Below are 24,082 nucleotides of genomic sequence, written 5' to 3' on the forward strand. Positions count from 1 at the left end.
CAACGCATTTGTTCAAGGTTCTCGCTGAACAAAGCAGTTCGCCGAAGTGGAATTTCTACAAGTACGTGGTCGATCGCCAGGGCAAGGTGATCGCCCTGGCCAAGGCTGGCCGCGAAATGATGAAAGGCCGCAATGGCAGCCTGCTGACCCTGTCCTACCTGGGCGCCGAGCGCACCATGCCGAACTACAACGTAATGGGCATGGCCAAGGCTTCTTTGGAAGCTGGCGTGCGTTACCTGGCCGGCTCCCTGGGCCCGGATGGCACCCGCGTGAACTGCGTATCGGCTGGCCCGATCCGCACCCTCGCCGCTTCCGGCATCAAGAACTTCCGTAAGATGCTGGCCGCCAACGAAGCGCAAACCCCGCTGCGTCGTAACGTCACCATCGACGAAGTCGGCAACGCCGGCGCCTTCCTGTGCTCGGACCTGGCGTCCGGCATCAGCGGCGAAATCATGTACGTAGACGGCGGCTTCAACACCACCGCCATGGGCAACATCGAAGAGTGATCTTCGGTTAGCCATTAAAAAACCCGCCGATTGGCGGGTTTTTTATGCCTGCCATTCAAGAATCGATGCAATCCCCTGTGGGAGCGAGCCTGCTCGCGATGACGATGTCAGACGCACTGCATCTATCGACTGACGAACCGCTATCGCGAGCAGGCTCGCTCCCACAGGGGAAGGTGTTCAGTCGTCAATTGGAGACAGACATCGGGCAAACAGTCGTTGAATCGGCAGGCTGCGCTGGCTATAACGCTGCAACAGCACGATCTCCCGGTAGAACGTCAGCTCACCCAACGGGATGATCCGCACCTTCGCCCCATGCTCAAGCCACAGCCCAGCCTCGGGCAATAGCGAAACACCCAGCCCGCATTCGACCATTTTGACGATAGCTTCCAGCTCATCCAGCTCCAGAGCTACCTGCACATCAATCTGCTGCTCACGTAAAAAGCGAGTCACCAAGCGCCCACCGAAAGAATTGCGGTCGTAGCGTACGTGGGGATGGTTGGCGAGTAACTGCAGCGGGTCGTCGCCCTCAAGGTCTGCCGGCACGATCAGCACAAACGGCTCCCGGCGAATGACTTGCACCGACAATTCCTTGGGTAATTCAAACGGCGGCTTGATCAGAATCGCCAGATCCACTTCGCCGGTGTCCACCTGACTCAACAGGCTCAGGGATACCCCCGGCACCAGCTTCGCCTCCAGCAATGGCGCCTGCTGCCGGAGTCGCAACAGCGCGCGCGGCAACAACCCGGTCTGGGCGGTGGCCACCGCGCCGATCTTCAATTCGCCACGAAACTCGCCGACGCTATCACTGACGGCCATGCGGCTGAAGGTCTCAAGAATTTCCCGAGCCATCGGTAACGCCCGCTGCCCTGCGGCGTTGAGAATCGCCTGACGTCCGGTGCGATCGAACAGGCGTATGCCCAACGCCTGTTCGAGGTTACGGATCTGCGCGCTGACCGCCGACTGGGTCAGGCCGATGTGCATGCCTGCCGCAGCGAACGTGCCATGACGCGTCACGGCAATGAAGGTTTTCAGTTCCCGCAGCATGCGGCTCCCCGATTGATCGAAATAATTTTAGCTCGTCGCAAAAACTATCGTCTTTCAATCAAAAAGCACAGGGCTAAACTCGGTCTTAACGCTCAACCCGTCGAGGCACGTCCGATGCAACTGTCCCCTTTTCACTTGGCCATCCCGGTTTACGACTTGGCCGCTGCCCGGCGCTTCTATGGTGAAGTGTTCGGCCTGGAAGAAGGTCGCTCCAGCGATCACTGGGTCGATTTCAACTTTTTCGGCCATCAACTGGTCATTCATCTGGCACCGAAAAACGCTTCTCAGGAAGCCGCCCACACCAACGCCGTGGATGGCCACGACGTACCGGTGCCGCATTTCGGTGTGGTGTTGGGGATGGCGGAATGGGAGGCCCTGGCCGAGCGTTTGAAAGCCCTTGGCACGCGCTTCGTGATCGAGCCGGGTATCCGCTTTCAGGGATTGGTGGGCGAACAAGCGACGATGTTTCTCTTCGACCCCTGCGGCAACGCCCTGGAGTTCAAGGCGTTCAAGAATATCGATCAGTTGTTCGCCAAATGATCCGGGCACGTTGCAGCGCTATTGCAAGACGCCATTCAACAATGACGGACGTCGCGCAGCGCCTTATCGACCAAGGCCAGCAAGTCTTCCGCCGTCTGGTGTAGCCGAGGATCAAACTCGATCTGCCCGATACTGAAGCGAATGTCATAGCCACGATGCGCCGTGGCATTGCGTTCATCGAGTATTTCTTCGAGGCGCGCTCTGATCGCGGCGATTTCCACGGCGTCGGTGCCGGTCAACAAGGCAGCAAACTCATCGCTGCCGAGCCGGCCGATCACATCGCTTTCACGAAAGGCGATGCGTAGCACATCGGCGAAGGTTTTCAGGGCATCGTCGCCCTCGGCGCGACCGTACAACTGGTTGATGCGCTTGAAGTCATCAAGGTCGAAAAACAGCAGCGTCGCGGGTATGCCCAACTGCTGACAGGCCTCCAGCGCCAACCGGGCCAAAGCCTCGAAGCCATGACGATTGGAGAGCAGCGTCAATTCATCCATGCTCGCCATCTGCACGCCCGTCAGTTCTTGCTCGGCCTTGCGCGCCAGGTCGCGCAGTACATCGCGATCCTGCACTGCGCTGTCGAGGACGTTCGGCGCACGCAGGTCTGCGCCAGCGCCGGGTTTGAGCGGTTTGCCTGGGGTTAACATCATTCACTCCTTGATGGATATGAACGTTAGAGTCGCTCATACCCAGTATGACTCCCTATAAACGCGCCGCTGGTCAGCTTCCCGCCACCGGACACGGCCCTCCAGCATCGGCCCAGAGTTTGAACTGGGTGACGAAGATATCGTGGGGCACCGGCACCGGCGCCCGTCCCTCGCCCGGACGCCAACCCCAGAGCACCAGCTTGTCCTCGCTGACGTGCTTGATCAGTGCCGCAAAATCACGGTCGCCATTGCTGGAACGGTCCTTGATCATCGCGCACAACTTGTCGGGTGGCAGGCCGATCCAGGCCATTTTGTGTGCGGCTGGTGGCAGGCTCCAATGCGGTGCTCCGGGTGGAGCGTTGGGGCCATAACTGGCCGGCGGATTGCGTTCGGCATGACAACTGGCACACGGCAAACCGGCAGCGCCCTTGCCGTCCAGGCCGCGAACCACATTCATTGCGTGAGGAACACCGGCGTCGAACTGCAACGGTGAATCGCCGGGGATATGACAGTTCTGACAACGCGGGCTCTGGAACACTTTCTGCACCGTGTCGAACGCCTTCACCGCCTCTTTATCATCAGCGAACAGGTCCGAGGTATAACCACCCAGGCCGATCAGCATCACAGCCCCCCAAAATATATGTCGTCTCATCTCACACCCCCGACAGTTGCAGCGGCAGTTCCCGCAGGCGCTGCCCGGTCAGGGCAAACACCGCGTTCGCCACGGCCGGCGCCACCGGAGGCACACCCACTTCGCCAATACCGCCCGGTTTGTCGCTGCTAGGGACGATATGCACCTCGACCACCGGCATCTCGTTCAGGCGCAGGACCTGATAGTCGTGATAATTGGATTGCTCCACCTGACCGTCCTTGAACGTCAGTTTGCTGTGCAAGGTAAATCCGAGACCAAAGGTGATGCCTGACTCCATTTGCGCGGCGATGCTCTGCGGATTGACCGCAATGCCGCAGTCCACCGCGCACACCACCCGGTGTACGCGAATCGCCAGGTTGTCCTGCGACACCTCGGCCACTTGGGCGACATAACTGCCGAAGGACTCATGCACCGCCACGCCCAATGCGTGGCCGTCCGGCAAGGGAGCTTTCCAGTTGGCTTTCTCCACCGCCAGATTCAGCACGCCCAGATGCCGTGGATGCGCCTTGAGCAAGGTTCGTCGGTATTCCACCGGGTCCTTGCCGGCGGCGTCTGCCAGTTCGTCGATCAACGACTCCATGACGAATGCCGTGTGGGTGTGCCCCACCGAACGCAACCACAGCACGCTGATGCCGGTTTGCGGTGAATGCAGTTCGACCTGATGGTTGGCCAGCCCCTCAAGGTAAGGACTGTCGGCCACGCCTTCGACGGAGGTTTTGTCGATGCCATCCTTGACCATGGTCGCCGCGAACGACGTGCCCGTCAGGATCGACTGCCCGACCAGCACATGCTTCCAGGCCATTGGCATGCCGTCGGCATCCAGGCCGATGCGCGCTTGATGCAGGAACGCCGAGCGGTAGTAACCGCCGCGAATGTCATCCTCTCGGGCCCAGACGGTTTTCACCGGCGCGCCCGCCGCTTTGGCGACGTACACGGCTTCGCTGACAAAATCCGAGGTTGGATTGGCCCGACGCCCGAAGCCACCGCCAAGGAATTGGGTGTGGATCTCGACCTGTTCGGGTTTGAGCCCGGTGATCTTCCCCGCGATCATCTGATCCAGCGTCTGAAACTGCGTGCCGGTCCAGATTTCGCATTTGTCCTTGGAGATTTTCACCGTGCAATTGAGCGGCTCCATCGGCGCGTGGGCCAGGTACGGCACACTGTATTCGGCCTCAATCGTCTTCGCCGCTTTGCCTAGCGTCGCTGTCGCATCCCCGGCCTGACTGGCGGAAGTGCCGGGGGTGGCGGCGAGTTTACGGAAGCTTTCCAGCAGTTTCTGACTGTCGAGCCCGGCGTTCGGCCCCAGGTCCCATTCGACCTTCAGCGCATCGCGCCCCAGCTTCGCTGCCCAATAATGATCGGCAATCACCGCGACCCCCGTGGGCACCTGCACCACTTTGTGCACGCCCGGCACCGCCAGCGCCTCGGCGCCTTCGAAGGATTTGACGCTGCCACCGAACACCGGTGGACGTGCAACCATCGCCGTCATCAGCCCATCAAATTGCACGTCCATGCCGAACTTCGCCTGCCCGGTGATTTTCTCCGGGGTGTCGAGGCGCTTGGTGGGTTTGCCGATGATCTTCCAGTCTTTGGCCTCCTTGAACTTGATCGTGGCTGGATCCGGCACCGGTAACTTGCCGGCGTCATCTGCCAATTCGCCGTAAGTGGCCCGTTTGTCGCCAGCCATGACCACGCCCGATTCGGTGCGAATCTGCGAAGGCGCCACGTCAAATCGTTTGGCCGCTGCCTCAATCAGCATCAGGCGCGCCGCCGCTCCAGCCTGGCGATAGCGGTCGAACTCCATCCAGGTCGACGTCGAACCGCCGGTGATCTGCATTCCGCCAAACGCCGGTAAGCCGTAATCGGCCGCCGAAGCCGGCGCATGTTCGACGCGGATTTTCGACCAGTCGGCGTCCAGCTCTTCGGCGATCAACATGGTCAGGCCGGTCCAGATGCCTTGGCCCATTTCCGAATGGCCGAGCAGCACGGTGATGCTGTTGTCGTTGCCAATGCGTAAAAAGGCATTGGGGGCGAAGACGTTTCCTTGATTCTCGGCGCCGAGGGCAAAGCGATTGGCACCTGGGATGACAAACGCCACCACCAGACCGCCGCCCAACACTGCGCTGCCCTTGAGAAAACCGCGACGCGAGACAGGGTTGATTCTGTTCATGGGTCAGCTCCCTTCGACGTGGTATCAACCGATCTCGGCGGCACGCTTGACCGCGGCGCGGATTCTTGGGTAGGTGCCGCAGCGGCAAATGTTGCCGGACAGCGCCTGGTCAATGTCGCTGTCGGTGGGCTTGGGGATCTTCGCCAGCAACGCGGCCGCCGACATGATCTGCCCCGACTGGCAATAACCGCACTGGACCACGTCGAGTTCGGCCCAGGCTTGCTGGACCGGGTGCGAGCCATCGGCGGACAAGCCTTCGATGGTGAGAATTTTCTGCCCGTGGGCCACCGCTGTGGCAGGCGTGATGCAAGAGCGCAGCGGCGCGCCATCGACGTGTACGGTGCAGGCGCCGCACTGGGCCATGCCGCAACCGAATTTGGTGCCCGTCAGGTGCGCGACATCGCGCAGCACCCAGAGCAACGGCATGTCCGCCGGGACATCCAGTTCCTGGTCCTTGCCATTGATATTAAGGGTCAGCATTGCGGGTTTCCTCAGACTCACGGTGTTCTGAAGGGGCGCCTCGTGGCGAGGGGGCTTGCCCCCGTTCGGCTGCGAAGCAGTCGCAAATCCAGTGCGTACTAGTGTGCTTGGCAGTACGAGATTGCAGGTTTTAGGACAGCTTCGCAGTCCAACGGGGGCAAGCCCCCTCGCCACAAGCTTCGCTCCTACAAGGTCGGCGGGTTACGCGCGCCTTGGGTTATCCCTACAGCTAAGCGCAATTTGACCCACAAGCCATGTTCATCGACCACCGGTCGCTGCTACGCGGATTGATCGGAAGTTGGCCTGGAACCACCTAAAAGCAAACCAATATCATTTGCGAGACTTCCGGTCATTTGCTTTAATCGCGACCAATTCTTATTTGCACCCGCGACGCCGGTCGCCATGGACGTGTGCTCTCAATGACAATCGCCGACTTTTCTTCGGTTCAACACCTCTATACCTGCCACCACCAATGGCTGTACGAGTTGTTGCGTCGACGCCTCAGCAACGCGATGGATGCCGCGGATCTCGCTCATGACACCTTCATGCGAGTACTCAAGCGGCCACAGGCGTTTGACTGTGACGTTCGAGAGCGCTCCTACCTGGCGACCATTGCTCGCGGTTTGTGCATTGATCACTGGCGTCGTCGGCAGTTGGAGCAAGCGTGGCTGCAGACCCTCGCCGCGCGACCTCCCGCCTTGCAGCCTTCACCGGAACAGCGGGCGATCATCGTCGAAACCCTGCACGAAGTGGACGCCCTGCTACAGCGCTTGCCCAAACGAGTCAGCGATGCATTTATCCTGGCTCAGTTGCACGGCATGCCCTATCGACTCATCGCCAGCGAGATCGGCGTGAGCGAGCGCATGGTCAAGAAATACCTGGCCCAGGCCATGATGCATTGCGCGATTCTCGAGGCCGAGCTCGATGGGTTGCTGATTGAATAACCCCATGCCCGCCGTCCCCTTGAAAAAACTCAGCCATGCCAGCCTCGAGCAAGCGGCTCAGTGGTATGTGCAACTCCACGACCCACAAGTGGCCGATCACGAACGCCTGCGCTGGCAGGATTGGCTGGCTCAAAGTGCCGACCATCAGGACGCCTGGCGCTACATCGAACGGGTCGGGCAACGCTTCACCCCGCTGCAACACGACAGCGAACAACAGGCGGTAAGCCAGGTCCTGCGCAGCACCGGGCGCTCGCCGATCAGTCGTCGCCAGACCCTCAAGAGCCTATTGATCATCACCGCTGGCAGCCTGACGGGATGGGCTGCCTGGCGCGGCATGCCGCTACCGGAAACGCTCGGGCGGTTCACTGCCGACCTCGCTACCGGCACCGGGGAAACCCGCGAAACCGTGCTCAACGATGGCAGCCGGATCTGGCTGAATGCACTCAGTGCACTGAATGTCCGCTTCGATGCCACGCAACGTTTGCTGCAGTTGCAGTGCGGCGAAGTGTTGATCGACACCGCCAAGGACCCCGGTCGACCGTTTTTGGTGGAAACCGCCCAAGGGCGATTGCGAGCGCTGGGTACCCGCTTCAGTGTTCGCCAAGAGGATCGACAGACGTTGCTGAACGTCTATGCAGGCGCGGTTGAAGTCCGCACCCGCCAAGGCGCGGTACAGGTTATCGAGGCCGGTCGGCAACTGGCGTTCAGCGACAGCGCAATGGCGCTGAGCACCGCCGCCAGCCCCTCACGGGAAGCCTGGCGTCATGGCCTGCTGCTGGCAGACAACCTGCCACTGGGCCAGTTGATCGACGAATTGAATCGCTACCGTCCGGGGCATTTGCACTGCGATCCGGAAGTCGCCGAGCTACCGGTCATGGGCTCGTTCCCACTCAAGGACACCGATCAGGCATTGCGCCTGCTGGAAGCGGCATTGCCGATCCGGGTGCAAAAAACCTTCGCCTGGTGGGTCAGCGTCGGCCCGAAAGCCTGAGAGGAAAAAACTCTTTTTCGGTAATGGGTTCCCTTTTGCCTTTCTCGTTCGGTTAACCCCTCAGAAGCACCTCACATTGCCGATCGAACTGATTCCAGGGAACGCCATGTCACGCAACGCCTTCACCCGCACTCGTTTTGCCCTGCGCCCCTTGGCGCTGGCTCTCCCGGCCGCATTTTTGAGCTTTTCGGCACCGTTCGCTCAAGCAGACACCACGGGCGCCAGTGAACAGTCCAGCCCCCGGACACGCCATTACGCGATAGCGGCGGGACCGTTGGCCAGCGTACTCAATCGCTTCGCCGAGCAGAGCGGAGTCTTCCTCGCCGGTCACAACGACCTCGCGGCCGGCAAGCGCAGCCCCGGCCTCGATGGCAACTACACCGACTCGCAAGCGTTGCAGCGACTGTTGCAAGGCAGTGGCCTGCAGGCCAACCCCCAAGGCAACGGCGGCTATGTGTTGCAAGCAGTGCCTGCCTCGCAAGGTGCGCTGGAACTGGACGCCACGAACATTTCCGGTCAGGGGCTGGGCGCCACCACTGAAGACACTCATTCCTACACCACCGGCTCGACGTCTTCGGCCACAGGCCTGCCGCTGTCCCTGCGCGAAACACCGCAGTCGGTGACCGTCATCACCCGTCAGCAAATGGACGACCAGGGTTCCACCAGCATCGCCGATACCCTGCGCCGTGCCCCCGGCATCAGCGTGCAGAACTACGACAGCGAACGCTGGGAGTTTTCCAGCCGTGGCCTGCCAATCACCAATTTCCAGTACGACGGCGTCAACACCGACTACGACGGTGTCTACGATTACGGCACCACCAGCACCGACATGGCGACCTTCGACCGCGTGGAAATCATCAAAGGTGCAACGGGCCTGATGACCGGTTCGGGCGATCCCTCGGCTACCGTCAACCTGATCCGCAAGCGCCCGACCAAAGAATTCAAGGCGTCGATCGCCGGCACGGTCGGCTCCTGGGACAACTACCGTAGCGAAGGCGACATTTCCGGCCCGCTGACCGAAAGCGGCAACGTGCGCGGGCGGTTCGTCGGGGTCTATCAGGATCGCAGCGCCTACATGGATCACTACCAGAACACCAAGGACATCGCCTACGGCATCCTCGAAGCGGACCTGACCCCGGACACCCTGCTGACCTTCGGCATGGACCAGCAAAATACCCGTTCGCGCGGCGCCAGCTGGACCGGTTTCCCGATGTACTCCAGCGACGGCTCGCGCACCAACTTCTCCCGCTCCTTCAACCCGGCCACCGACTGGAGCCGTCGCGACTTCACCAACCAGACAATTTTCGCCTCGGTAGAACAACGGCTGGCCAACGACTGGACGCTGAAAGTCAGCTACGACCGCAAACACCGCCAGCACGACACCCTGCTCGGCTCGGCCAGCGGCGGCAATCCGGACCCGGTCACCGGTAACGGCATGTTCATGTACATGGGCAAGTTCAAGGGCGATCAGGTTCAGGACAACATCGACATCAACCTCACCGGCCCTTTCAGCCTGTTCGGTCGCGAGCATGATTTGATCGCCGGTTTCATGTCGATGAACGCCCGCCAGGACATTCCAGTGCACGGTTCGGTCTATCCGGCCCTGGACGGCAGTATCTTCGACTGGCGTGGCGAGTTCCCCAAACCGGACATCCCGCGCGTCGGCGATAACGACATCGTCCAGCGCCAGACCGGCGCCTACCTGGCCACCCGGCTCAAGCCCACCGATGATCTGTCGGTGATCCTCGGCGGCCGGGTCAGCGACTTCAAGGGCAGCGACCACCTCGACTACAGCGATCCGAACACGCCCGACGTGCGCGACGGCTACCGCCAGACTGGCGTGGTCACCCCTTACGCCGGGCTGATCTACGACCTCAACGATACTTATTCGCTGTACACCAGTTACACCAGCATCTATCAGCCGCAAATGAGCAAGGACGCCGCGCGCCAACTGCTCGACCCGGTGGAAGGCGACAGCTACGAAGCCGGCATCAAGGCCGAATACTTCGGTGGACGCCTCAATGCCAGTTTCGCGGTGTTCCGCATTGAACAGGACAACATCGCCCAGTACGTCAGCGGCTTCGAGACCGAGTCGGTGTACAGCGCCGTCCAGGGCGCGACCACTAAAGGCTTCGAGTTCGAGTTGGCCGGTGAAGTGATGGAAGGCTGGAACCTGTCGGCCGGTTACACCTACAACCACACCCGCGATGCCAAAGGCGATTACGTCTACGGCTCGGTGCTGCAAACCACCGCCCCGGAACAAGTGGTGCGCGTGTTCAGCACCTATCGACTGCCCGGCGCATGGGAAAACCTGACCGTCGGCGGCGGTGTGAACTGGCAAAGCGAGTTTTTCGGCAACGTGTTCCAGCCCAACCCCGCCGACACCGTCAACTTTGGCCAGTACTCACGCATCACCCAGGACAGCTACTACCTGGTGGACCTGATGGCACGCTATCGCTTCAACGATCACCTGAGCGCGACCGTCAACGTCAAGAACCTGTTCGACAAGACTTACTACACCGGGCTGGGCAATTTTGGCACCGGGTTCTACGGCGAACCGCGCAGCCTGCAACTGACGACCAAGTGGGATTTCTGAGCCCTGCTTCAACGGCTGCCGAAGAATCGGTAGCCGCTTTCTTGCGAGTTGTCGATCTACGGCGCCACCGGGCGACCACAGGCTGACTACGCTGATAATCCAGAGTGATTAACCCGCAGAGGAGCACCGCCATGCACCGCGTTCAAAAACTCACGCCTTGCCTGTGGTTCGACGATCAGGCCGAGGAAGCCGCGAAGTTTTACTGCGCGATCTTCGATCATTCAAAAATTGTCGGCATCACCCATTACGGCAAGGCCGGTGAGGAAATCCATGGCCGGCCGGAAGGTTCGGTGATGACCGTCAGTTTCGAGCTCGATGGGCAGAGCTTCACAGGCCTTAACGGTGGCCCGGTGTTCAAGTTCAATGAGGCGATCTCATTCCAGGTCAATTGCCACACTCAGGAAGAAGTCGACCACTTCTGGGGGCGCCTGTCTGCGGGCGGTCCCGTTGAAGCCCAGCAGTGCGGCTGGCTCAAGGATAAATTCGGCGTGTCGTGGCAGGTCGTGCCGGTCGTTCTGATGGACATGATGAAAGACCCTGACACAGCCAAATCCCAGCGCGCCATGGCGGCAATGCTGCAAATGAAAAAACTCGACGTCGCCACGCTGCAACGAGCCTTTGACGGCGAGAACTAATACACTCCAAAGCAGAACCGCCGAGGACACCGAGATGAAGCACGCCGTCGCCAAAGATGCAGACAAAGCCCCGCGCTTCTGGCGCGACGACGCCCTGCCCTTCATCGAAGCCCGTTCCATCGCTGACGGCCGTGAGGTTTGCTACAGCCGCCATTCCCACGCGCATTTTTCCATTGGCGCGATCACTGCCGGGCGCAGCACCTATATTCACGAGCAATCGGAGTTTCAGGTCAGTGCCGGCACCGTGGTGTTGATGAACCCCGGCGATGTACATGCCTGCAATCCGATCGACGACCAGCCGTGGTCGTACCTGATGCTGTACGTCGAAACGCCCTGGCTGACCGATTTGCAGCATCAGCTCGGCTTCAGCCAGGACTCGGCGTTTCGCCGCTTTTCCATCACTCACAATCGTGACGTCGAGCTGTTTGCTGGCCTGAAGAATTTGTACGAGGTGTTGATCGACCCGCAGCAAGACGTGCTGCGCAAGCACAGCGCGGCGGTGGAATTTTTCACCGACGTGCAACAGCGGCTCAACCCTGTCGAGCAACCGCTGCGCGAACCCAATTTCAAGCTGGAACGGGCCGCCGACTATATCCGCGACAACTGCACGCACATGCTCAAGCTCGAGGATATTTGCGAGGCGGCGCAACTGTCGCCGTCGTACCTGATCCGCGCGTTCAAGCAGCATTACGGCATGACGCCCCATGCGTTTCTGATCAACCGGCGCATCCAGTTCGCGCAGGAACAACTGCGTAGCGGCAAGTTGATTGCCGATGTGGCGCTGGAAGCCGGGTTTGCTGATCAGGCGCATTTTCAGCGCGCGTTCAAACAGCATCTGGCGGCGACACCGGGGCAGTATCGCGGTTGATGCCAACACAAAATCCCCTGTGGGAGCGGGCTTGCTCGCGAAGGCGTCAGGTCAGTCGACATCAATGTTGAATGACACACCGCTTTCGCGAGCAAGCCCGCTCCCACAGGGAAAGCATTGGCAATAAGAGTTGTGCCGGTAACCACCATTGCAAACCTACGGCAACAGCAAATACCCCGCACTCACCGCCAGCAACAACGCCATGACCCGATTGAACAGGCGCATCCCCGCCGGATTGCTCAGGTAGCCGCGCAAAAACGTGCCGGCATAGGCCCAGCACCCCACCGACAAGTAGCAGATCACCAGATACACCGCCGCAAACTGCCAAACCAGCCGCGCCTCGCCATCGGCGACAAACGCGCCCATCCCCGCCACACAGGCCAGCCAGGCTTTCGGGTTGAGCCATTGCATCACCGCGCCATACAGCATCGATGGCGCCCGCCCCGACTCCTTGGCATCGAGTTGACCGTTATCAGTGGCCAATTTGAAAGCCATGAACAACAGAAACGCCACCCCCGCCCATTGCACCACCCGCGTCAGCGCCGGCCAACGCTGCAACACCTCATGCAATCCCAACCCCATCAGCACCAACAGCAGAACAAACCCCAGGGTCGCCCCGGTCACATGCCGTTGACTGGCGCGAAAGCCGAACTGCGCGCCAGAGCTCAACGCCACAATGTTCACCGGTCCCGGTGTAATCGAAGCTGCCAGCGCAAACGCGGCCATGGAAAGAATCAGACTCATTGCATACCTTCTTCAATTCAGTTGAACCAGGCTTCAAGGTAATGAGCAGCCTGAACGCCGTATTGAAGAAAACTCCCCTCTGCGTCATTGCAAGCCTGTCGGGGCCTATACTTCAAGAGTCGGCACACTCGAGCGACATGCAATCGTGTTTGATGTATGGGGTGGCGCGTCGAGTGATCGTTCACGCAGGCCACGGCCTGCCTTCGTCGTAGGGAGGAGAAGATCATGGCGCGTAAATACATCGACTGCCGCGAATTTCCAAGCGATTCCAAATGCTCGGTCGCGCTGTCCGCAGACTCTGAAAACGAACTGCTCGAGGCCGCCGCACAGCATGCGGTCAGCGTTCACAAGCACACCGACTCACCGGAACTGCGTGCGCAACTGAAGACGATGTTTCACGACGGTACTCCGCCTGTTGAAGCACCGCGTCCCGCGTAGGAGCTGCCGAAGGCTGCGATCTTTTGATCTTGATCTTCATCAGGACCGCCGGGAACATAAATAGGGACAGACCACGACTTAAGGCATATGCCGAGCAATCGTGGTCTGCCCCCAGTTTTTCTGTCACGTCAGCAAGCCGAAAAGTGGCCGATGGTCGTTGCATTTCGCCCGTCCCCCAGCGTTTGGCTAAGCTGAATAAACCGGGTCGAACTGAAACCTTGGTAATGGCGACCATCAACGGATCTGGATTGGCATCAAGACGGTAACTCCCAAAGGAGACGACCATGTATGCGGTTATAAGAACCTACCTGGGTGCTGGAGCTAAGCAGCTTTTCGAGCTTTTAGAAAAGCGCAAGGCCGACGTCGAAGCTACCCTGCGGACAGTGCCTGGCCTGGTAAGCTACACACTGCTGAACACGGGTGATGGCGGTACGGCGGTGACTGTTTGCACGGACAAGGCCGGCAGCGATGCGAGCTTGAAAGTCGCGCGCGACTGGATTCAGAAAAATGCCTCGAATATTCACGCAAACCCGCCGATCGTGACGGAAGGTCCGGTCATTGTGCAGATCAAGTAGCGTGCCATTCCAGTTGATCTTACGTTAGGAGGGACAGACCGCGATTCAAGGCGAATGCCGGGCAATCGTGGTCTGTCCCCTGTTTTTCTCCGACCTGAATGACAAAGGAGATCCTACAGGGAACGTTGGTTAACCAAGCCGGCGCAAGTGTATGGCGATTTGCGGTCACCGCTGTATGGGCCGGCCCACTCGTCACTCATGATAAAAATACGGTTCTCGTAACTGGAGCCGTCGTCATGGACCTCGCCACCCTCACCCTGTTTCTCCCGGCCTGCTTCGCCCTGAACATGGCTCCCGGCCCGAACAATCTACTGTCGGTCAGCAACGCTACCCGTTATGGCTATCGTCGCGCCTGTGTGGCCGGCGTCGGTCGTTTGTTGGCGTTTGCCGGGATGATCGCCCTGGCCGCCGCCGGGTTGTCGGTGGTGCTGCAAACCTCGGAATGGCTGTTTTATGCGATCAAGATCATCGGCGCCGCTTACTTGTTGTACCTGGCCTGGCAACTATGGCGCGCCAATCCCGAGGCCGAACAGCACATCACCGGCAAGTCGATGGGGATCCTGGCTCTGGCGCGGCAGGAGTTTCTGGTGGCAGCGGGCAATCCCAAGGCTATTTTGCTGTTCACCGCATTCCTGCCGCAATTCGTCGACCCGACTCGACCGATTGCCGCGCAATTCGTCGTGCTCGGCGCGTTGTTCCTGATGCTGGAATGGATCGCCATCAGCGCCTACGCCTACATGGGCCTGCACATGCGCCGCTGGTTCGCCGAACCACGGGGCAAGCGGATTTTCAACCGTTGCTGCGCGGGGTTGTTGTCGGCGGCGGCTTCGGTGTTGTTGATGGCGAAACGGGCCTGAACTTTACCCTTGGGACGGCCCTTTCAGTTCGACCTGATTGCCGTCCGGATCGAAGCAATAGATCGACAGCCCGTGGCCTTCGGCGCCGAAACGCACGGCGGCTTTCTCGGGGGTCAGGCCGAAGGACTGCAAGTGACTGACCAGCGCTTCCTCGTCGAACGGTTCGATGCGCAGGCAGAAGTGATCGACGTTGCGCTGTTCGCGGCCAGGGGCAGCACCGCCCTTGCGGCCGAGTTCGCCCTGGATGTCGACGAGGTCGATCATCGAGGTGCCCGCACGCAAATGCACCAGGCCCAGATCGTCACGGCGCTTGACCAGTTCGGCGCCGAATACCTCGCCGTAAAAAATGATACTTCGTTCGAGATCCTTGACGCGCAGGACGATGTGATCGATGTGTTTGATCGTGAACGGTTGCATAGGATGATTCCTGAAAATATCGTTTACAGCATGAACGGTGACCCGATGACTGTAGCGCAGGGCCACAAAAATTCACTGTCGATTTTCCGGTGGAGGCGCCGGGCGACGCAGCATATGCTCAGCCCATGAACCTACAAAACGCTGTGCTTCCGCCCCACGCCGAGATGGTTCGCGCCATGCTCGAACGCGACACCGCCTACGAGGGGGTGTTCTTTACCGCGGTCAAAACCACTGGCATTTTCTGCCGCCCCGGCTGTACGGCGCGCAAACCGAAGCCGGAAAACGTCGAGTTTTTCGCCCGTGCCGATGAGGCGATGTCGGCGGGCTATCGGGCCTGCCTGCGTTGCAAACCGCTGGACGCCGCGGCCATCGCGCCGGACTGGGTGCAGCGGCTGCTCAAATCCGTGGACGCCGACCCCGACCTGCGCTGGACCGATGCCCAGTTGCTGGCCGAGGGCATCGAGCCGCTGAAACTGCGCCGCTGGTTCAAGCAGCATTTCGGCATGACCTTTCACGCCTGGCTGCGCAGCCGGCGCCTGGGCATCGCCCTCGGTGGCATCAAACAGGGCGCATCCATCGACAACGCCGCGTTCGACTCCGGCTACGAATCCCTGAGCGGCTTTCGCGATGCGTTTCAAAAGTCGTTCCATATCACGCCCGGCCGCGCTGCCCATAGCGAGCCGCTGCTGTTCACTCGACTGACCACGCCGCTGGGGCCAATGATCGCCATGGCCGAACAGCGTGGGCTGGTGCTGCTGGAGTTTCTCGATCGACCGGCACTGACCAAGGAAATCGAAGAACTGCAGAACCGTTATGGCTACGCCGTGGCACCCGGTCACAACGGGCATTTGCAGCAGATCGAAGAAGAACTGGCGCAATATTTCGCTGGCAAACGGACAGAATTCAACGTGCCACTGCACCTGCCCGGCAGCGCTTTCACCCGGCAGGTGTGGGCCGAGCTGATGAAGATTCCGTACGGCAAGACCACGACTTATGGCGCCATCGCTGCACAACTGGGCAACCCCGGCGCCAGTCGCGCCGTGGGCCTGGCCAACGGACAGAACCGCTTGGCGATTATCCTGCCCTGTCACCGGGTGATCGGTGCAGACGGCTCGTTGACCGGCTATGGTGGAGGACAACCGCGCAAGGCGTTTCTGCTCAGGCTGGAAAGCGCCGCGGTGCAAATCACCGAACAACTCGCGTTCTGATCACTGCGCCATTTCTTTTCAGAAAGTCATAAGGAAGGACATTCGATGGACACACTCGACAACCAATTCCACCAACTGCACCAGAGCGGCCTGCTGATTCTGACCAACGTCGCCGATGCCACCGGGGCGCGATTGGTGGAACAGCTGGGCAGCAAGGCCGTCGCCACCAGCAGCGCGGCGGTGGCTTGGGTTCATGGTTACCCGGATGGCAATACCTTGCCGCTTGAACGTCTCGTTTCCACCGTTGAATCCATCGCCCGAGTCATCACGGTGCCGTTGACCGTGGACATTGAGGCCGGTTATTCCGATGACCTGGGGCGGGTCGCGGAAGTGATCGACGCCGTCATCGCCGCCGGTGCCGTGGGGATCAATATCGAGGACGGTGCTTCGCCGCCCGACCTGCTGGCCCGCAAGATCGAAATCGCTCGCCAGGTCGCCGATCGCCGGGACGTGAAGCTGTTTATCAACGCTCGCACCGACGTGTATCTCAAGGGCTTGGTACCGGCCGAAGATCGCGTCGCAGAAACACTCAAACGGGCCGCGTTGTATCAGGCCGCCGGTGCCGATGGATTGTTTGCGGCGGGCGTCACGGCGGCGTATGAGATTGATGCGCTGTGCCGTGGCACGACGCTGCCGGTGAACGTGCTGGGTTTCGCGGGCCTGCCTTCGCCTGAAGAACTTCAAACCCTCGGCGTGCGCCGTTTGAGCTCTGGCTCGAGCATCGCCGAATTCCTCTACGGCGCCATGGCGTCGGTGGCCAAAAGCTTTCTGGAAACCGGAAAACTCGATAGCAGCGACCTCAAGGCCTTCACTTATGGCCAAGTGAACGCCCTGCTGGCCCCCACCGGCAAAGTTTGACCGCAAGCAATGGAGTGCGGCGCTGCGGGGTGAGGGCTAATCTCCCCCGCAGTCACCCGCGCTTCAGGATGCTCCATGCCCGACACCTATCAACTGGCCAGCGAATTTCTCTCGGCCCTCGACGCCGACTGGCAACGCCACATCAGCGCCATCGGCCCCTGCCTGCATCAGCCCCATGCGGCCCGCGATCCTTACGAGTCGCTGGTACGGGCGATTGCCTATCAGCAACTGCATGCAAAGGCCGGCGATGCGATTGTCGGCCGGCTGCTGGCGTTGTTTCCTTCAATCACCTTTCCCAGACCCGAGCAAATTCTGGCGACAGACTTTGAACAGATGCGCGGTTGCGGGTTTTCCGCCAGCAAGATCGCGACCATTCAGGGCATTGCTCAGGCGGCGCTGGACGGCGTGGTGCCGGATTACGCCACCGCCCTGGCCATGGACGATGAAGCGTTGATCGAGCGCTTGATTACCTTGCGCGGGGTGGGTCGCTGGACGGTGGAAATGCTGCTGATCTACAGCCTGGAGCGGCCGGACATTTTACCGGCCGATGACTTTGGCGTACGTGAGGGTTATCGGCGGCTCAAGGGGCTGGAAGTACAGCCGACTCGTAAGCAGATGATTGACATCGGGTTGGCCTGGAGCCCATATCGGACAGCGGCGGCGTGGTATTTGTGGCGGGTGCCCGGCCGGTAGACCGCGTTATCGTTCATCGCGAGCAGGCTCGCTCCCACAGGGGACTTTCTGCGAACACATTATTTGTGAACACTGAAGATCCAATGTGGGAGCGAGCCTGCTCGCGATAGCGCCGGCACATCCAGCATAAATTCAAGTCCAGGAACACTGACCGTCTAGGCTGTCCTGAGTCATCCCAACCCCATTGGAGGCCCCATGCAGCTCGAAGGCTCCTGCCATTGCGGCGCGGTGTCGTTCAGCCTGACCAGCGCCCACCCCTACCCTTATCAACGCTGCTATTGCTCAATCTGTCGCAAGACCCAGGGCGGTGGCGGTTATGCGATCAACATCGCTGGCGATGCCGTCAGCCTGAAGGTGCGCGGTCGCAAGCACATCTCGATTTACCATGCGCGGCTCAAGGAAAAAGGTGACAAACGCGCCCACCGCAGCACCGCCGAGCGGCATTTCTGTTCCGTTTGCGGCTCAGGACTATGGCTGTTCAGCCCTGAATGGCCAGAGTTGATTCACCCATTTGCCTCGGCCATCGATACCCCGTTGCCGGTACCACCGGAACACACGCATCTGATGCTCGGCTCCAAAGCACCGTGGGTAGAGGTCGAGGCGCATCCGGGCGACCAGCAGTTCGACGTCTATCCAGAAGAATCCATCGCCCAGTGGCATGAGCGCCTGGGTTTGAGCCGCTAAGCCCGTTCACGACAAAGCCGGATCAAAAGATCGCAGCCTGCGGCAGCTCCTGCGCCGACCGTGTACACCTGCGAATGAGCTGATGCCCCCGCTCCACAGGAGCTGCCGCAGGCTGCGATCTTTTGATCTTCACGCCGCTACCGGCACACCACTGTGAAAGCGAAACTCCACATCCGGCGACTCGATCAGCGCCTGCTCGGCGTCACGAACCTTGTCGATCACCTGGGCAATGTCCTTGGCGTCACCGTACTGATAGGCCAGTTTCAGGTAACCCTGGAAATGCCGGGCCTCGCTTTTCAGCAGACCGAAGTAGAACTTGCCCAGTTCTTCATCCAGATGCGGCACCAACGCCTCGAAACGCTCGCAGCTACGGGCTTCGATGAAGGCGCCGACCACCAGCGTGTCCACCAGCTTCACCGGTTCGTGGCTGCGCACCACTTTGCGCAGCCCCGAGGCGTAACGCCCGGCGGACAGCTGACGCAGCTCGATCTTGCGCTTCTTCATCAGGCGCATGACCTGTTCGTGGTGCACCAGCTCTTCCCGGGCCAGACGCGACATCAGGTTGATCAGATCGACGTGGGAGTGATATTTGGCAATCAGGCTCAACGCCGTGCTGGCCGCCTTGAATTCGCAGTTTTTGTGGTCGATCAGCAGGGTTTCCTGATCGGCCAGCGCGGCCTGGACCCAGCCATCGGGGGTGCGGCAGCCAAGGAATTCGTGAATTTCGGGAAGGATCATGGGGCTCACGGATAAAAGGTACAAAACGAAGGGCGCCGATTATACCGGCCTGCCGACAGACCACCAGACGCCAACCGTTGATATGCATCAAGTCGCCGAATGCCGGCCAGCAACTATAGTTGTCCAACGCAGTGTTTTTTATCTTCATGGAGATCCCGATCATGCAAGCCATTCGCAGCATCCTGGTGGTCATCGAACCCGAACACTCGGAAAGCTTGGCGCTTAAACGGGCCAAATTGATCGCTGGCGTGACCCAGGCCCATCTGCACCTGCTGGTCTGCGATAAAAAGCACGACCACGCTGGCATGCTCGGCGTGCTCAAGGCAGCGCTGTTGGAGGACGGCTATAGCGTCACCACCGAACAGGCCTGGAACGACAGCCTGCACGAAACCATCGTCGATGTGCAGCAAGCCGAAGGCTGCGGGCTGGTGATCAAGCAGCATTTCGCTGACAGCCCGCTGAAAAAAGCCCTGCTGACCCCGGCGGACTGGAAACTGCTGCGCTATTGCCCTACTCCGGTGCTGCTGGTGAAAACCTCGAAACCCTGGACCGGCGGCGTGATTCTGGCGGCCATTGATGTCGGCAACATCGACGGCGAACACCGTACCTTGCACGCTAGCATCATCGATCATGGCTACGACATCGCCAGCCTGGCCAAGGCCCATTTACACGTGATCAGCGCTCACCCATCGCCTATGCTCTCGGCGGCCGACCCGACGTTTCAGCTCAAGGAAACCATCGAAGCCAGTTACCGCGAGCAGTGCAAGGCGTTCCAGGCCGAGTTCGATATTGATGATGACCATCTGCATATCGAGGAAGGCCCGGCGGATGTGTTGATTCCGTACATGGCCCATAAACTGGGGGTATCGGTGACGGTGATCGGCACCGTGGCGCGGACCGGGTTGTCCGGGGCGTTGATTGGGAATACGGCGGAAGTGGTGCTGGATGCGCTGGAAAGTGATGTGCTGGTGCTCAAGCCGGATACGGTCATGGATCATCTGGAGGAGATCGTAACCCAGCATTGAGATTTGTGGCGCCTGGCAGGACGCCATCGCGAGCAGGCTCGCTCCCACATTGGATCTGTGTCGTTCACAAATCCCCTGTGGGAGCGAGCCTGCTCGCGATGCTTTTAGGCGCCGAAGGCGTCTTTGAGGAAACCCGGCGCAATGTAGCGCTGGTAATGCGCTTCCGAGAGCAGGAAAAATTCCCGATCAATGGCATCGCGCAATTCCGGCAGGTTCCAGTCGCGGAACTCCGGCAGCAGCACCATCCCGTAGGCTTCCAGATTGTTGATGACCCGCGCACCCCGGGCGATCAGCTGATAAGCCCAGCAATATTCCGACTGATGCGGCACAAAACGAATCTTGCGCTGCTCCAGCTGCAGACGCAGCAACGCGGGATCGAAAATCTCTACCTTGCTGGCCATCACCTGCGACAACAATTGCTCAAGACGCAGCCATACCGCGCGTTTTTCTTCCTCGTTGTAACCGTTCCAGTGAATCACTTCATGGTGGAAACGCTTGCAGCCACGGCACACCAGGTCACCGTAAACAGTGGAGCAGAGGCCGACGCAGGGGGTCTTGATGGTCTGATTGGGCATAGGTAGGCAAAACACGGGAAAGCAGAACAGGTCGGCATGTTAGCCCTTTGTCTAACATTCATCACCCCTCAAAATTCGAGGGCTCAGGGTCTATTGGACTTTGGTGACGGCCGCGACGGATGCCCGCGCCTTGCCTCGCACACGTTAGCCCGGCAACGCGGCTCGCCACCAAAGTTCAATAGACCCTGACTTACCTTTAATTTTTTTTTGCCGTAGAATCAGCCAGCCTTTTAAGGCGCCAATGTCCGTTAGAAGCTGTTTTCAAAGCGTCACGAGCACAGTCGTTCCTTCAGAGCGGTGTTGGCGAAGGGTTTTTCAGCGGTGAAAAACCTGACGCCAACCCTCATCAGCTCCCCGTTCTGCAGGCGTAAAACTTTGAAAGCAGCTTCTGTAAGGAATTGCCGGTAATTCTGGCTAAGCGGCCCACAACGCCACGCAGCGCATGAGTACGGCAATTTCGGGATGAGCGTCCCGGACACCCATTTGGGACCACTGATGAGGGTAATAACTGTGCTTGAAGCCTACCGCAAACATATCGAAGAGCGTGCAGCACTGGGTATCGTTCCCCAGCCGCTTAACGCCGAACAAACTGCAGGCCTGGTCGAGCTGCTGAAGAATCCCCCGGCTGGCGAAGAAGCCTTCCTCGTTGACCTGATCACCAATCGCGTTCCGCCAGGCGTGGACGAAGCTGCCTATGTAAAGGCCGGTTTCCTCTCTGCCCTCGCCAAAGGCGAAGCCAAATCCCCTCTGATCGACAAGAAACGCGCTGTTGAACTGCTCGGCACCATGCAGGGCGGCTACAACATCGTGACGCTGGTCAATCTGCTGGACGACGCCGAACTGGCGCCAGTGGCTGCCGAAGAACTCAAGCACACCCTGCTGATGTTCGATGCTTTCCACGACGTCGCTGAACGCGCCAAGAACGGCAACGTTCACGCCAAAGGCGTGCTGCAATCCTGGGCCGACGGCGAGTGGTTCAAGAACCGCCCTGTGCTGGCCGACAAGATCAGCCTGCGCGTGTTCAAGGTGACTGGCGAAACCAACACCGACGACCTGTCCCCTGCTCCTGATGCCTGGTCCCGCCCTGACATCCCGCTGCACGCCCTGGCCATGCTGAAAATGGCTCGCGACGGCATCGTGCCGGACGTGCAAGGCTCCATCGGTCCGATGAAGCAGATCGAAGAAATGCGCAACAGCGGCTTCCCGATCGCCTACGTCGGTGACGTGGTCGGTACCGGTTCGTCGCGTAAATCGGCCACCAACTCGGTGCTGTGGTTCTTCGGCGACGACGTTCCTTACGTGCCGAACAAGCGTGCTGGCGGCTTCTGCTTCGGCAGCAAGATCGCTCCGATCTTCTACAACACCATGGAAGATGCCGGCGCACTGCCAATCGAATTTGATGTGACCAACATCAACATGGGCGACGTGATCGACCTGTACCCGCACGCTGGCAAAGTCTGCAAGCACGGTACCGACGAAGTCATCACCACCTTCGAAATGAAGACCCCAGTGCTGTTGGACGAAGTCCGTGCCGGCGGTCGTATTCCGCTGATCATCGGCCGTGGCCTGACCGACAAGGCTCGCGCCGAACTGGGTCTGCCAGCGTTCGACCTGTTCAAGAAACCGGATGCCCCGATCGAAAGCACCAAGGGTTTCACCCTGGCGCAGAAAATGGTCGGCAAGGCGTGCGGCGTAGCCGGTGTGCGTCCAGGCACCTACTGCGAACCGAAGATGACCACCGTGGGTTCCCAGGACACCACCGGTCCAATGACCCGTGACGAACTGAAAGACCTGGCGTGCCTGGGCTTCTCCGCTGATCTGGTGATGCAGTCGTTCTGCCACACCGCGGCTTATCCAAAGCCGATCGACGTGACCACCCACCACACCCTGCCTGACTTCATCATGACCCGCGGCGGCGTTTCCCTGCGTCCGGGCGACGGCATCATCCACAGCTGGCTGAACCGCATGCTGCTGCCGGACACCGTCGGTACCGGTGGTGACTCGCACACCCGTTTCCCGATGGGCATTTCGTTCCCGGCCGGTTCCGGTCTGGTCGCATTCGCCGCTGCCACCGGCGTAATGCCGCTGGACATGCCGGAATCGATCCTGGTGCGCTTCAAAGGCGAAATGCAACCGGGCGTCACCCTGCGTGACCTGGTTCACGCCATTCCTTACTTCGCGATTCAGGCTGGCCTGCTGACCGTCGAGAAGAAAGGCAAGAAGAACGCCTTCTCCGGCCGCATCCTGGAAATCGAAGGCCTGGACAACCTGAGCATCGAACAGGCTTTCGAGCTGTCCGACGCCTCTGCCGAACGTTCGGCTGCCGGTTGCACCATCAAGCTGTCGAAAGAATCGATCACCGAATACCTGCAATCGAACATCACCCTGCTGCGCTGGATGATCGGTGAAGGCTACGGTGATGTGCGTACCCTGGAACGTCGTGCTCAAGCGATGGAAGCCTGGATCGCCAACCCTGAGTTGATGGTTGCCGATGCTGACGCCGAATACGCTGAAGTCATCGAAATCGACCTGGCCGACATCAAAGAGCCTGTGCTCTGCGCGCCAAACGATCCGGACGACGCCCGTCTGCTGTCCAGCGTTGCTGGCGAGAAGATCGACGAAGTGTTCATCGGCTCGTGCATGACCAACATCGGTCACTTCCGCGCTGCCGGTAAACTGCTGGAACAGGTCAAGGGTCAGCTGCCAACCCGTCTGTGGCTGTCGCCGCCGACCAAAATGGACGCTCACCAGCTGACCGAAGAAGGCTACTACGGCATCTACGGCAAAGCCGGTGCACGCATGGAAATGCCAGGCTGCTCGCTGTGCATGGGTAACCAGGCACGTGTAGAGCCGAACTCCACCGTGGTGTCGACGTCGACCCGTAACTTCCCGAACCGTCTGGGTGACGGCGCGAACGTCTACCTGGCTTCGGCCGAGCTGGCGTCCGTTGCGTCCATCCTGGGTCGCCTGCCGACCGTCGAGGAGTACATGGAATACGCTGGCAAGATCGACAGCATGGCGGCCGACGTTTACCGCTACCTGTCCTTCGACCAGATCGCCGAGTTCCGTGAAGCTGCTGCGAACGCCAACATCCCGGTCGTTCAAGCCTAACGTTACAACGCAATAAAAAACGCCGCCCATCGTGAGATGAGCGGCGTTTTTTTATGCCTTCAGGAAGACCGCCTTATCGTTACTGATCG

Annotated in this window: 25 protein-coding genes; 16 read left to right on the plus strand and 9 right to left on the minus strand. The window is 60.0% G+C overall.

Annotation, left to right across the window (positions count from 1 at the left end; all coding sequences use genetic code 11):
- Positions 1–506, plus strand: a 506-nt coding sequence (locus ACQKPC_RS21800) for an SDR family oxidoreductase (RefSeq protein ID WP_427626218.1), incomplete at its 5' end; no start/stop codon positions are given.
- 177 nt (positions 507–683) lie between these two features.
- Here the strand turns inward: ACQKPC_RS21800 and ACQKPC_RS21805 are convergent.
- Positions 684–1,550: a LysR family transcriptional regulator gene (locus ACQKPC_RS21805; protein WP_427626219.1), complete on the minus strand. Its 867-nt coding sequence runs from the start codon at positions 1,548–1,550 to the stop codon at positions 684–686.
- Between the two features lie 114 nt (positions 1,551–1,664).
- Here ACQKPC_RS21805 and ACQKPC_RS21810 point away from each other — a divergent pair, with 114 nt between their 5' ends.
- Positions 1,665–2,090 carry a VOC family protein gene (locus ACQKPC_RS21810; RefSeq protein WP_192343670.1) on the plus strand — a complete coding sequence of 142 codons (426 nt, stop codon included), beginning with the start codon at positions 1,665–1,667 and terminating at the stop codon, positions 2,088–2,090.
- A gap of 35 nt (positions 2,091–2,125) precedes the next feature.
- Here ACQKPC_RS21810 and ACQKPC_RS21815 read toward each other — a convergent pair whose 3' ends face one another.
- The 4 genes from ACQKPC_RS21815 to ACQKPC_RS21830 form a co-directional block, all read right to left on the minus strand.
- Positions 2,126–2,734: a GGDEF domain-containing protein gene (locus ACQKPC_RS21815; protein WP_427626268.1), complete on the minus strand. Its 609-nt coding sequence runs from the start codon at positions 2,732–2,734 to the stop codon at positions 2,126–2,128.
- 73 nt (positions 2,735–2,807) lie between these two features.
- Complete coding sequence (locus ACQKPC_RS21820) at positions 2,808–3,386, minus strand: hypothetical protein (RefSeq protein WP_427626220.1); 579 nt, start codon at positions 3,384–3,386, stop codon at positions 2,808–2,810.
- A 1-nt stretch (position 3,387) separates the two neighbouring features.
- On the minus strand, positions 3,388–5,556 hold the full coding sequence (locus ACQKPC_RS21825; protein ID WP_427626221.1) for a molybdopterin cofactor-binding domain-containing protein: 2,169 nt from the start codon (positions 5,554–5,556) through the stop codon (positions 3,388–3,390).
- Between the two features lie 24 nt (positions 5,557–5,580).
- Positions 5,581–6,036 (minus strand): (2Fe-2S)-binding protein, encoded by a 456-nt coding sequence (locus ACQKPC_RS21830; protein WP_007906916.1) that lies wholly within the window; start codon positions 6,034–6,036, stop codon positions 5,581–5,583.
- Between the two features lie 419 nt (positions 6,037–6,455).
- Between ACQKPC_RS21830 and ACQKPC_RS21835 the strand changes: the two genes are divergently transcribed.
- From ACQKPC_RS21835 to ACQKPC_RS21855, 5 genes are all read left to right on the plus strand, one after another.
- A complete protein-coding gene (locus ACQKPC_RS21835) occupies positions 6,456–6,980 on the plus strand; it encodes a sigma-70 family RNA polymerase sigma factor (protein WP_427626222.1) in 525 nt (174 codons plus the stop codon).
- Between the two features lie 4 nt (positions 6,981–6,984).
- On the plus strand, positions 6,985–7,971 hold the full coding sequence (locus ACQKPC_RS21840) for a FecR domain-containing protein (protein WP_427626223.1): 987 nt from the start codon (positions 6,985–6,987) through the stop codon (positions 7,969–7,971).
- A gap of 106 nt (positions 7,972–8,077) precedes the next feature.
- Positions 8,078–10,567, plus strand: coding sequence for a TonB-dependent siderophore receptor (locus tag ACQKPC_RS21845; RefSeq protein ID WP_427626224.1), 2,490 nt, complete (start codon positions 8,078–8,080; stop codon positions 10,565–10,567).
- Between the two features lie 131 nt (positions 10,568–10,698).
- Positions 10,699–11,202 (plus strand): VOC family protein, encoded by a 504-nt coding sequence (locus ACQKPC_RS21850; RefSeq protein ID WP_427626225.1) that lies wholly within the window; start codon positions 10,699–10,701, stop codon positions 11,200–11,202.
- Positions 11,203–11,236: 34 nt separating this feature from the next.
- A complete protein-coding gene (locus tag ACQKPC_RS21855) occupies positions 11,237–12,070 on the plus strand; it encodes a helix-turn-helix domain-containing protein (RefSeq protein ID WP_427626226.1) in 834 nt (277 codons plus the stop codon).
- Between the two features lie 156 nt (positions 12,071–12,226).
- On the opposite strand, the gene ACQKPC_RS21860 is transcribed toward ACQKPC_RS21855, so the two are convergent.
- Entirely contained in the window at positions 12,227–12,814 is a 588-nt protein-coding gene (locus ACQKPC_RS21860; protein WP_218396286.1) for a LysE family translocator, read from the minus strand.
- 225 nt (positions 12,815–13,039) lie between these two features.
- Between ACQKPC_RS21860 and ACQKPC_RS21865 the strand changes: the two genes are divergently transcribed.
- From ACQKPC_RS21865 to ACQKPC_RS21875, 3 genes are all read left to right on the plus strand, one after another.
- Positions 13,040–13,252: a DUF1059 domain-containing protein gene (locus tag ACQKPC_RS21865; protein ID WP_008074349.1), complete on the plus strand. Its 213-nt coding sequence runs from the start codon at positions 13,040–13,042 to the stop codon at positions 13,250–13,252.
- Positions 13,253–13,536: 284 nt separating this feature from the next.
- The gene (locus ACQKPC_RS21870) at positions 13,537–13,827 is read left to right on the plus strand and encodes a hypothetical protein (protein WP_427626227.1); all 291 of its coding nucleotides are present in this window, start codon (positions 13,537–13,539) and stop codon (positions 13,825–13,827) included.
- A 236-nt stretch (positions 13,828–14,063) separates the two neighbouring features.
- Positions 14,064–14,684: a LysE family translocator gene (locus ACQKPC_RS21875; protein WP_201060287.1), complete on the plus strand. Its 621-nt coding sequence runs from the start codon at positions 14,064–14,066 to the stop codon at positions 14,682–14,684.
- 3 nt (positions 14,685–14,687) lie between these two features.
- On the opposite strand, the gene ACQKPC_RS21880 is transcribed toward ACQKPC_RS21875, so the two are convergent.
- The gene (locus ACQKPC_RS21880) at positions 14,688–15,101 is read right to left on the minus strand and encodes a VOC family protein (protein WP_427626228.1); all 414 of its coding nucleotides are present in this window, start codon (positions 15,099–15,101) and stop codon (positions 14,688–14,690) included.
- Positions 15,102–15,226: 125 nt separating this feature from the next.
- Between ACQKPC_RS21880 and ACQKPC_RS21885 the strand changes: the two genes are divergently transcribed.
- The 4 genes from ACQKPC_RS21885 to ACQKPC_RS21900 all read left to right on the plus strand — a co-directional run bounded on the left by ACQKPC_RS21885 (position 15,227) and on the right by ACQKPC_RS21900 (position 18,544).
- Positions 15,227–16,309 (plus strand): bifunctional transcriptional activator/DNA repair enzyme AdaA, encoded by a 1,083-nt coding sequence (locus ACQKPC_RS21885; protein ID WP_427626229.1) that lies wholly within the window; start codon positions 15,227–15,229, stop codon positions 16,307–16,309.
- Between the two features lie 45 nt (positions 16,310–16,354).
- Entirely contained in the window at positions 16,355–17,167 is an 813-nt protein-coding gene (locus ACQKPC_RS21890; RefSeq protein ID WP_427626230.1) for an isocitrate lyase/PEP mutase family protein, read from the plus strand.
- A gap of 75 nt (positions 17,168–17,242) precedes the next feature.
- Positions 17,243–17,860, plus strand: coding sequence for a DNA-3-methyladenine glycosylase family protein (locus ACQKPC_RS21895; protein ID WP_427626231.1), 618 nt, complete (start codon positions 17,243–17,245; stop codon positions 17,858–17,860).
- A 195-nt stretch (positions 17,861–18,055) separates the two neighbouring features.
- Positions 18,056–18,544, plus strand: a complete 489-nt coding sequence (locus ACQKPC_RS21900) for a GFA family protein (protein WP_008067850.1) — start codon at positions 18,056–18,058, stop codon at positions 18,542–18,544.
- A gap of 129 nt (positions 18,545–18,673) precedes the next feature.
- Here ACQKPC_RS21900 and ACQKPC_RS21905 read toward each other — a convergent pair whose 3' ends face one another.
- Positions 18,674–19,282 carry a tRNA-(ms[2]io[6]A)-hydroxylase gene (locus ACQKPC_RS21905; protein WP_008010271.1) on the minus strand — a complete coding sequence of 203 codons (609 nt, stop codon included), beginning with the start codon at positions 19,280–19,282 and terminating at the stop codon, positions 18,674–18,676.
- A 161-nt stretch (positions 19,283–19,443) separates the two neighbouring features.
- Here ACQKPC_RS21905 and ACQKPC_RS21910 point away from each other — a divergent pair, with 161 nt between their 5' ends.
- Positions 19,444–20,307: a universal stress protein gene (locus tag ACQKPC_RS21910; protein ID WP_427626232.1), complete on the plus strand. Its 864-nt coding sequence runs from the start codon at positions 19,444–19,446 to the stop codon at positions 20,305–20,307.
- A gap of 104 nt (positions 20,308–20,411) precedes the next feature.
- Here the strand turns inward: ACQKPC_RS21910 and ACQKPC_RS21915 are convergent, their stop codons facing one another.
- Positions 20,412–20,882 (minus strand): DUF1289 domain-containing protein, encoded by a 471-nt coding sequence (locus tag ACQKPC_RS21915; RefSeq protein WP_007906319.1) that lies wholly within the window; start codon positions 20,880–20,882, stop codon positions 20,412–20,414.
- A 510-nt stretch (positions 20,883–21,392) separates the two neighbouring features.
- Between ACQKPC_RS21915 and acnB the strand changes: the two genes are divergently transcribed.
- A complete protein-coding gene (acnB, locus tag ACQKPC_RS21920) occupies positions 21,393–23,993 on the plus strand; it encodes a bifunctional aconitate hydratase 2/2-methylisocitrate dehydratase (protein ID WP_427626269.1) in 2,601 nt (866 codons plus the stop codon).
- Positions 23,994–24,082 lie beyond the last annotated feature (89 nt).

Source organism: Pseudomonas sp. NPDC089918 (assembly GCF_050280605.1).
Taxonomy (GTDB): domain Bacteria; phylum Pseudomonadota; class Gammaproteobacteria; order Pseudomonadales; family Pseudomonadaceae; genus Aquipseudomonas.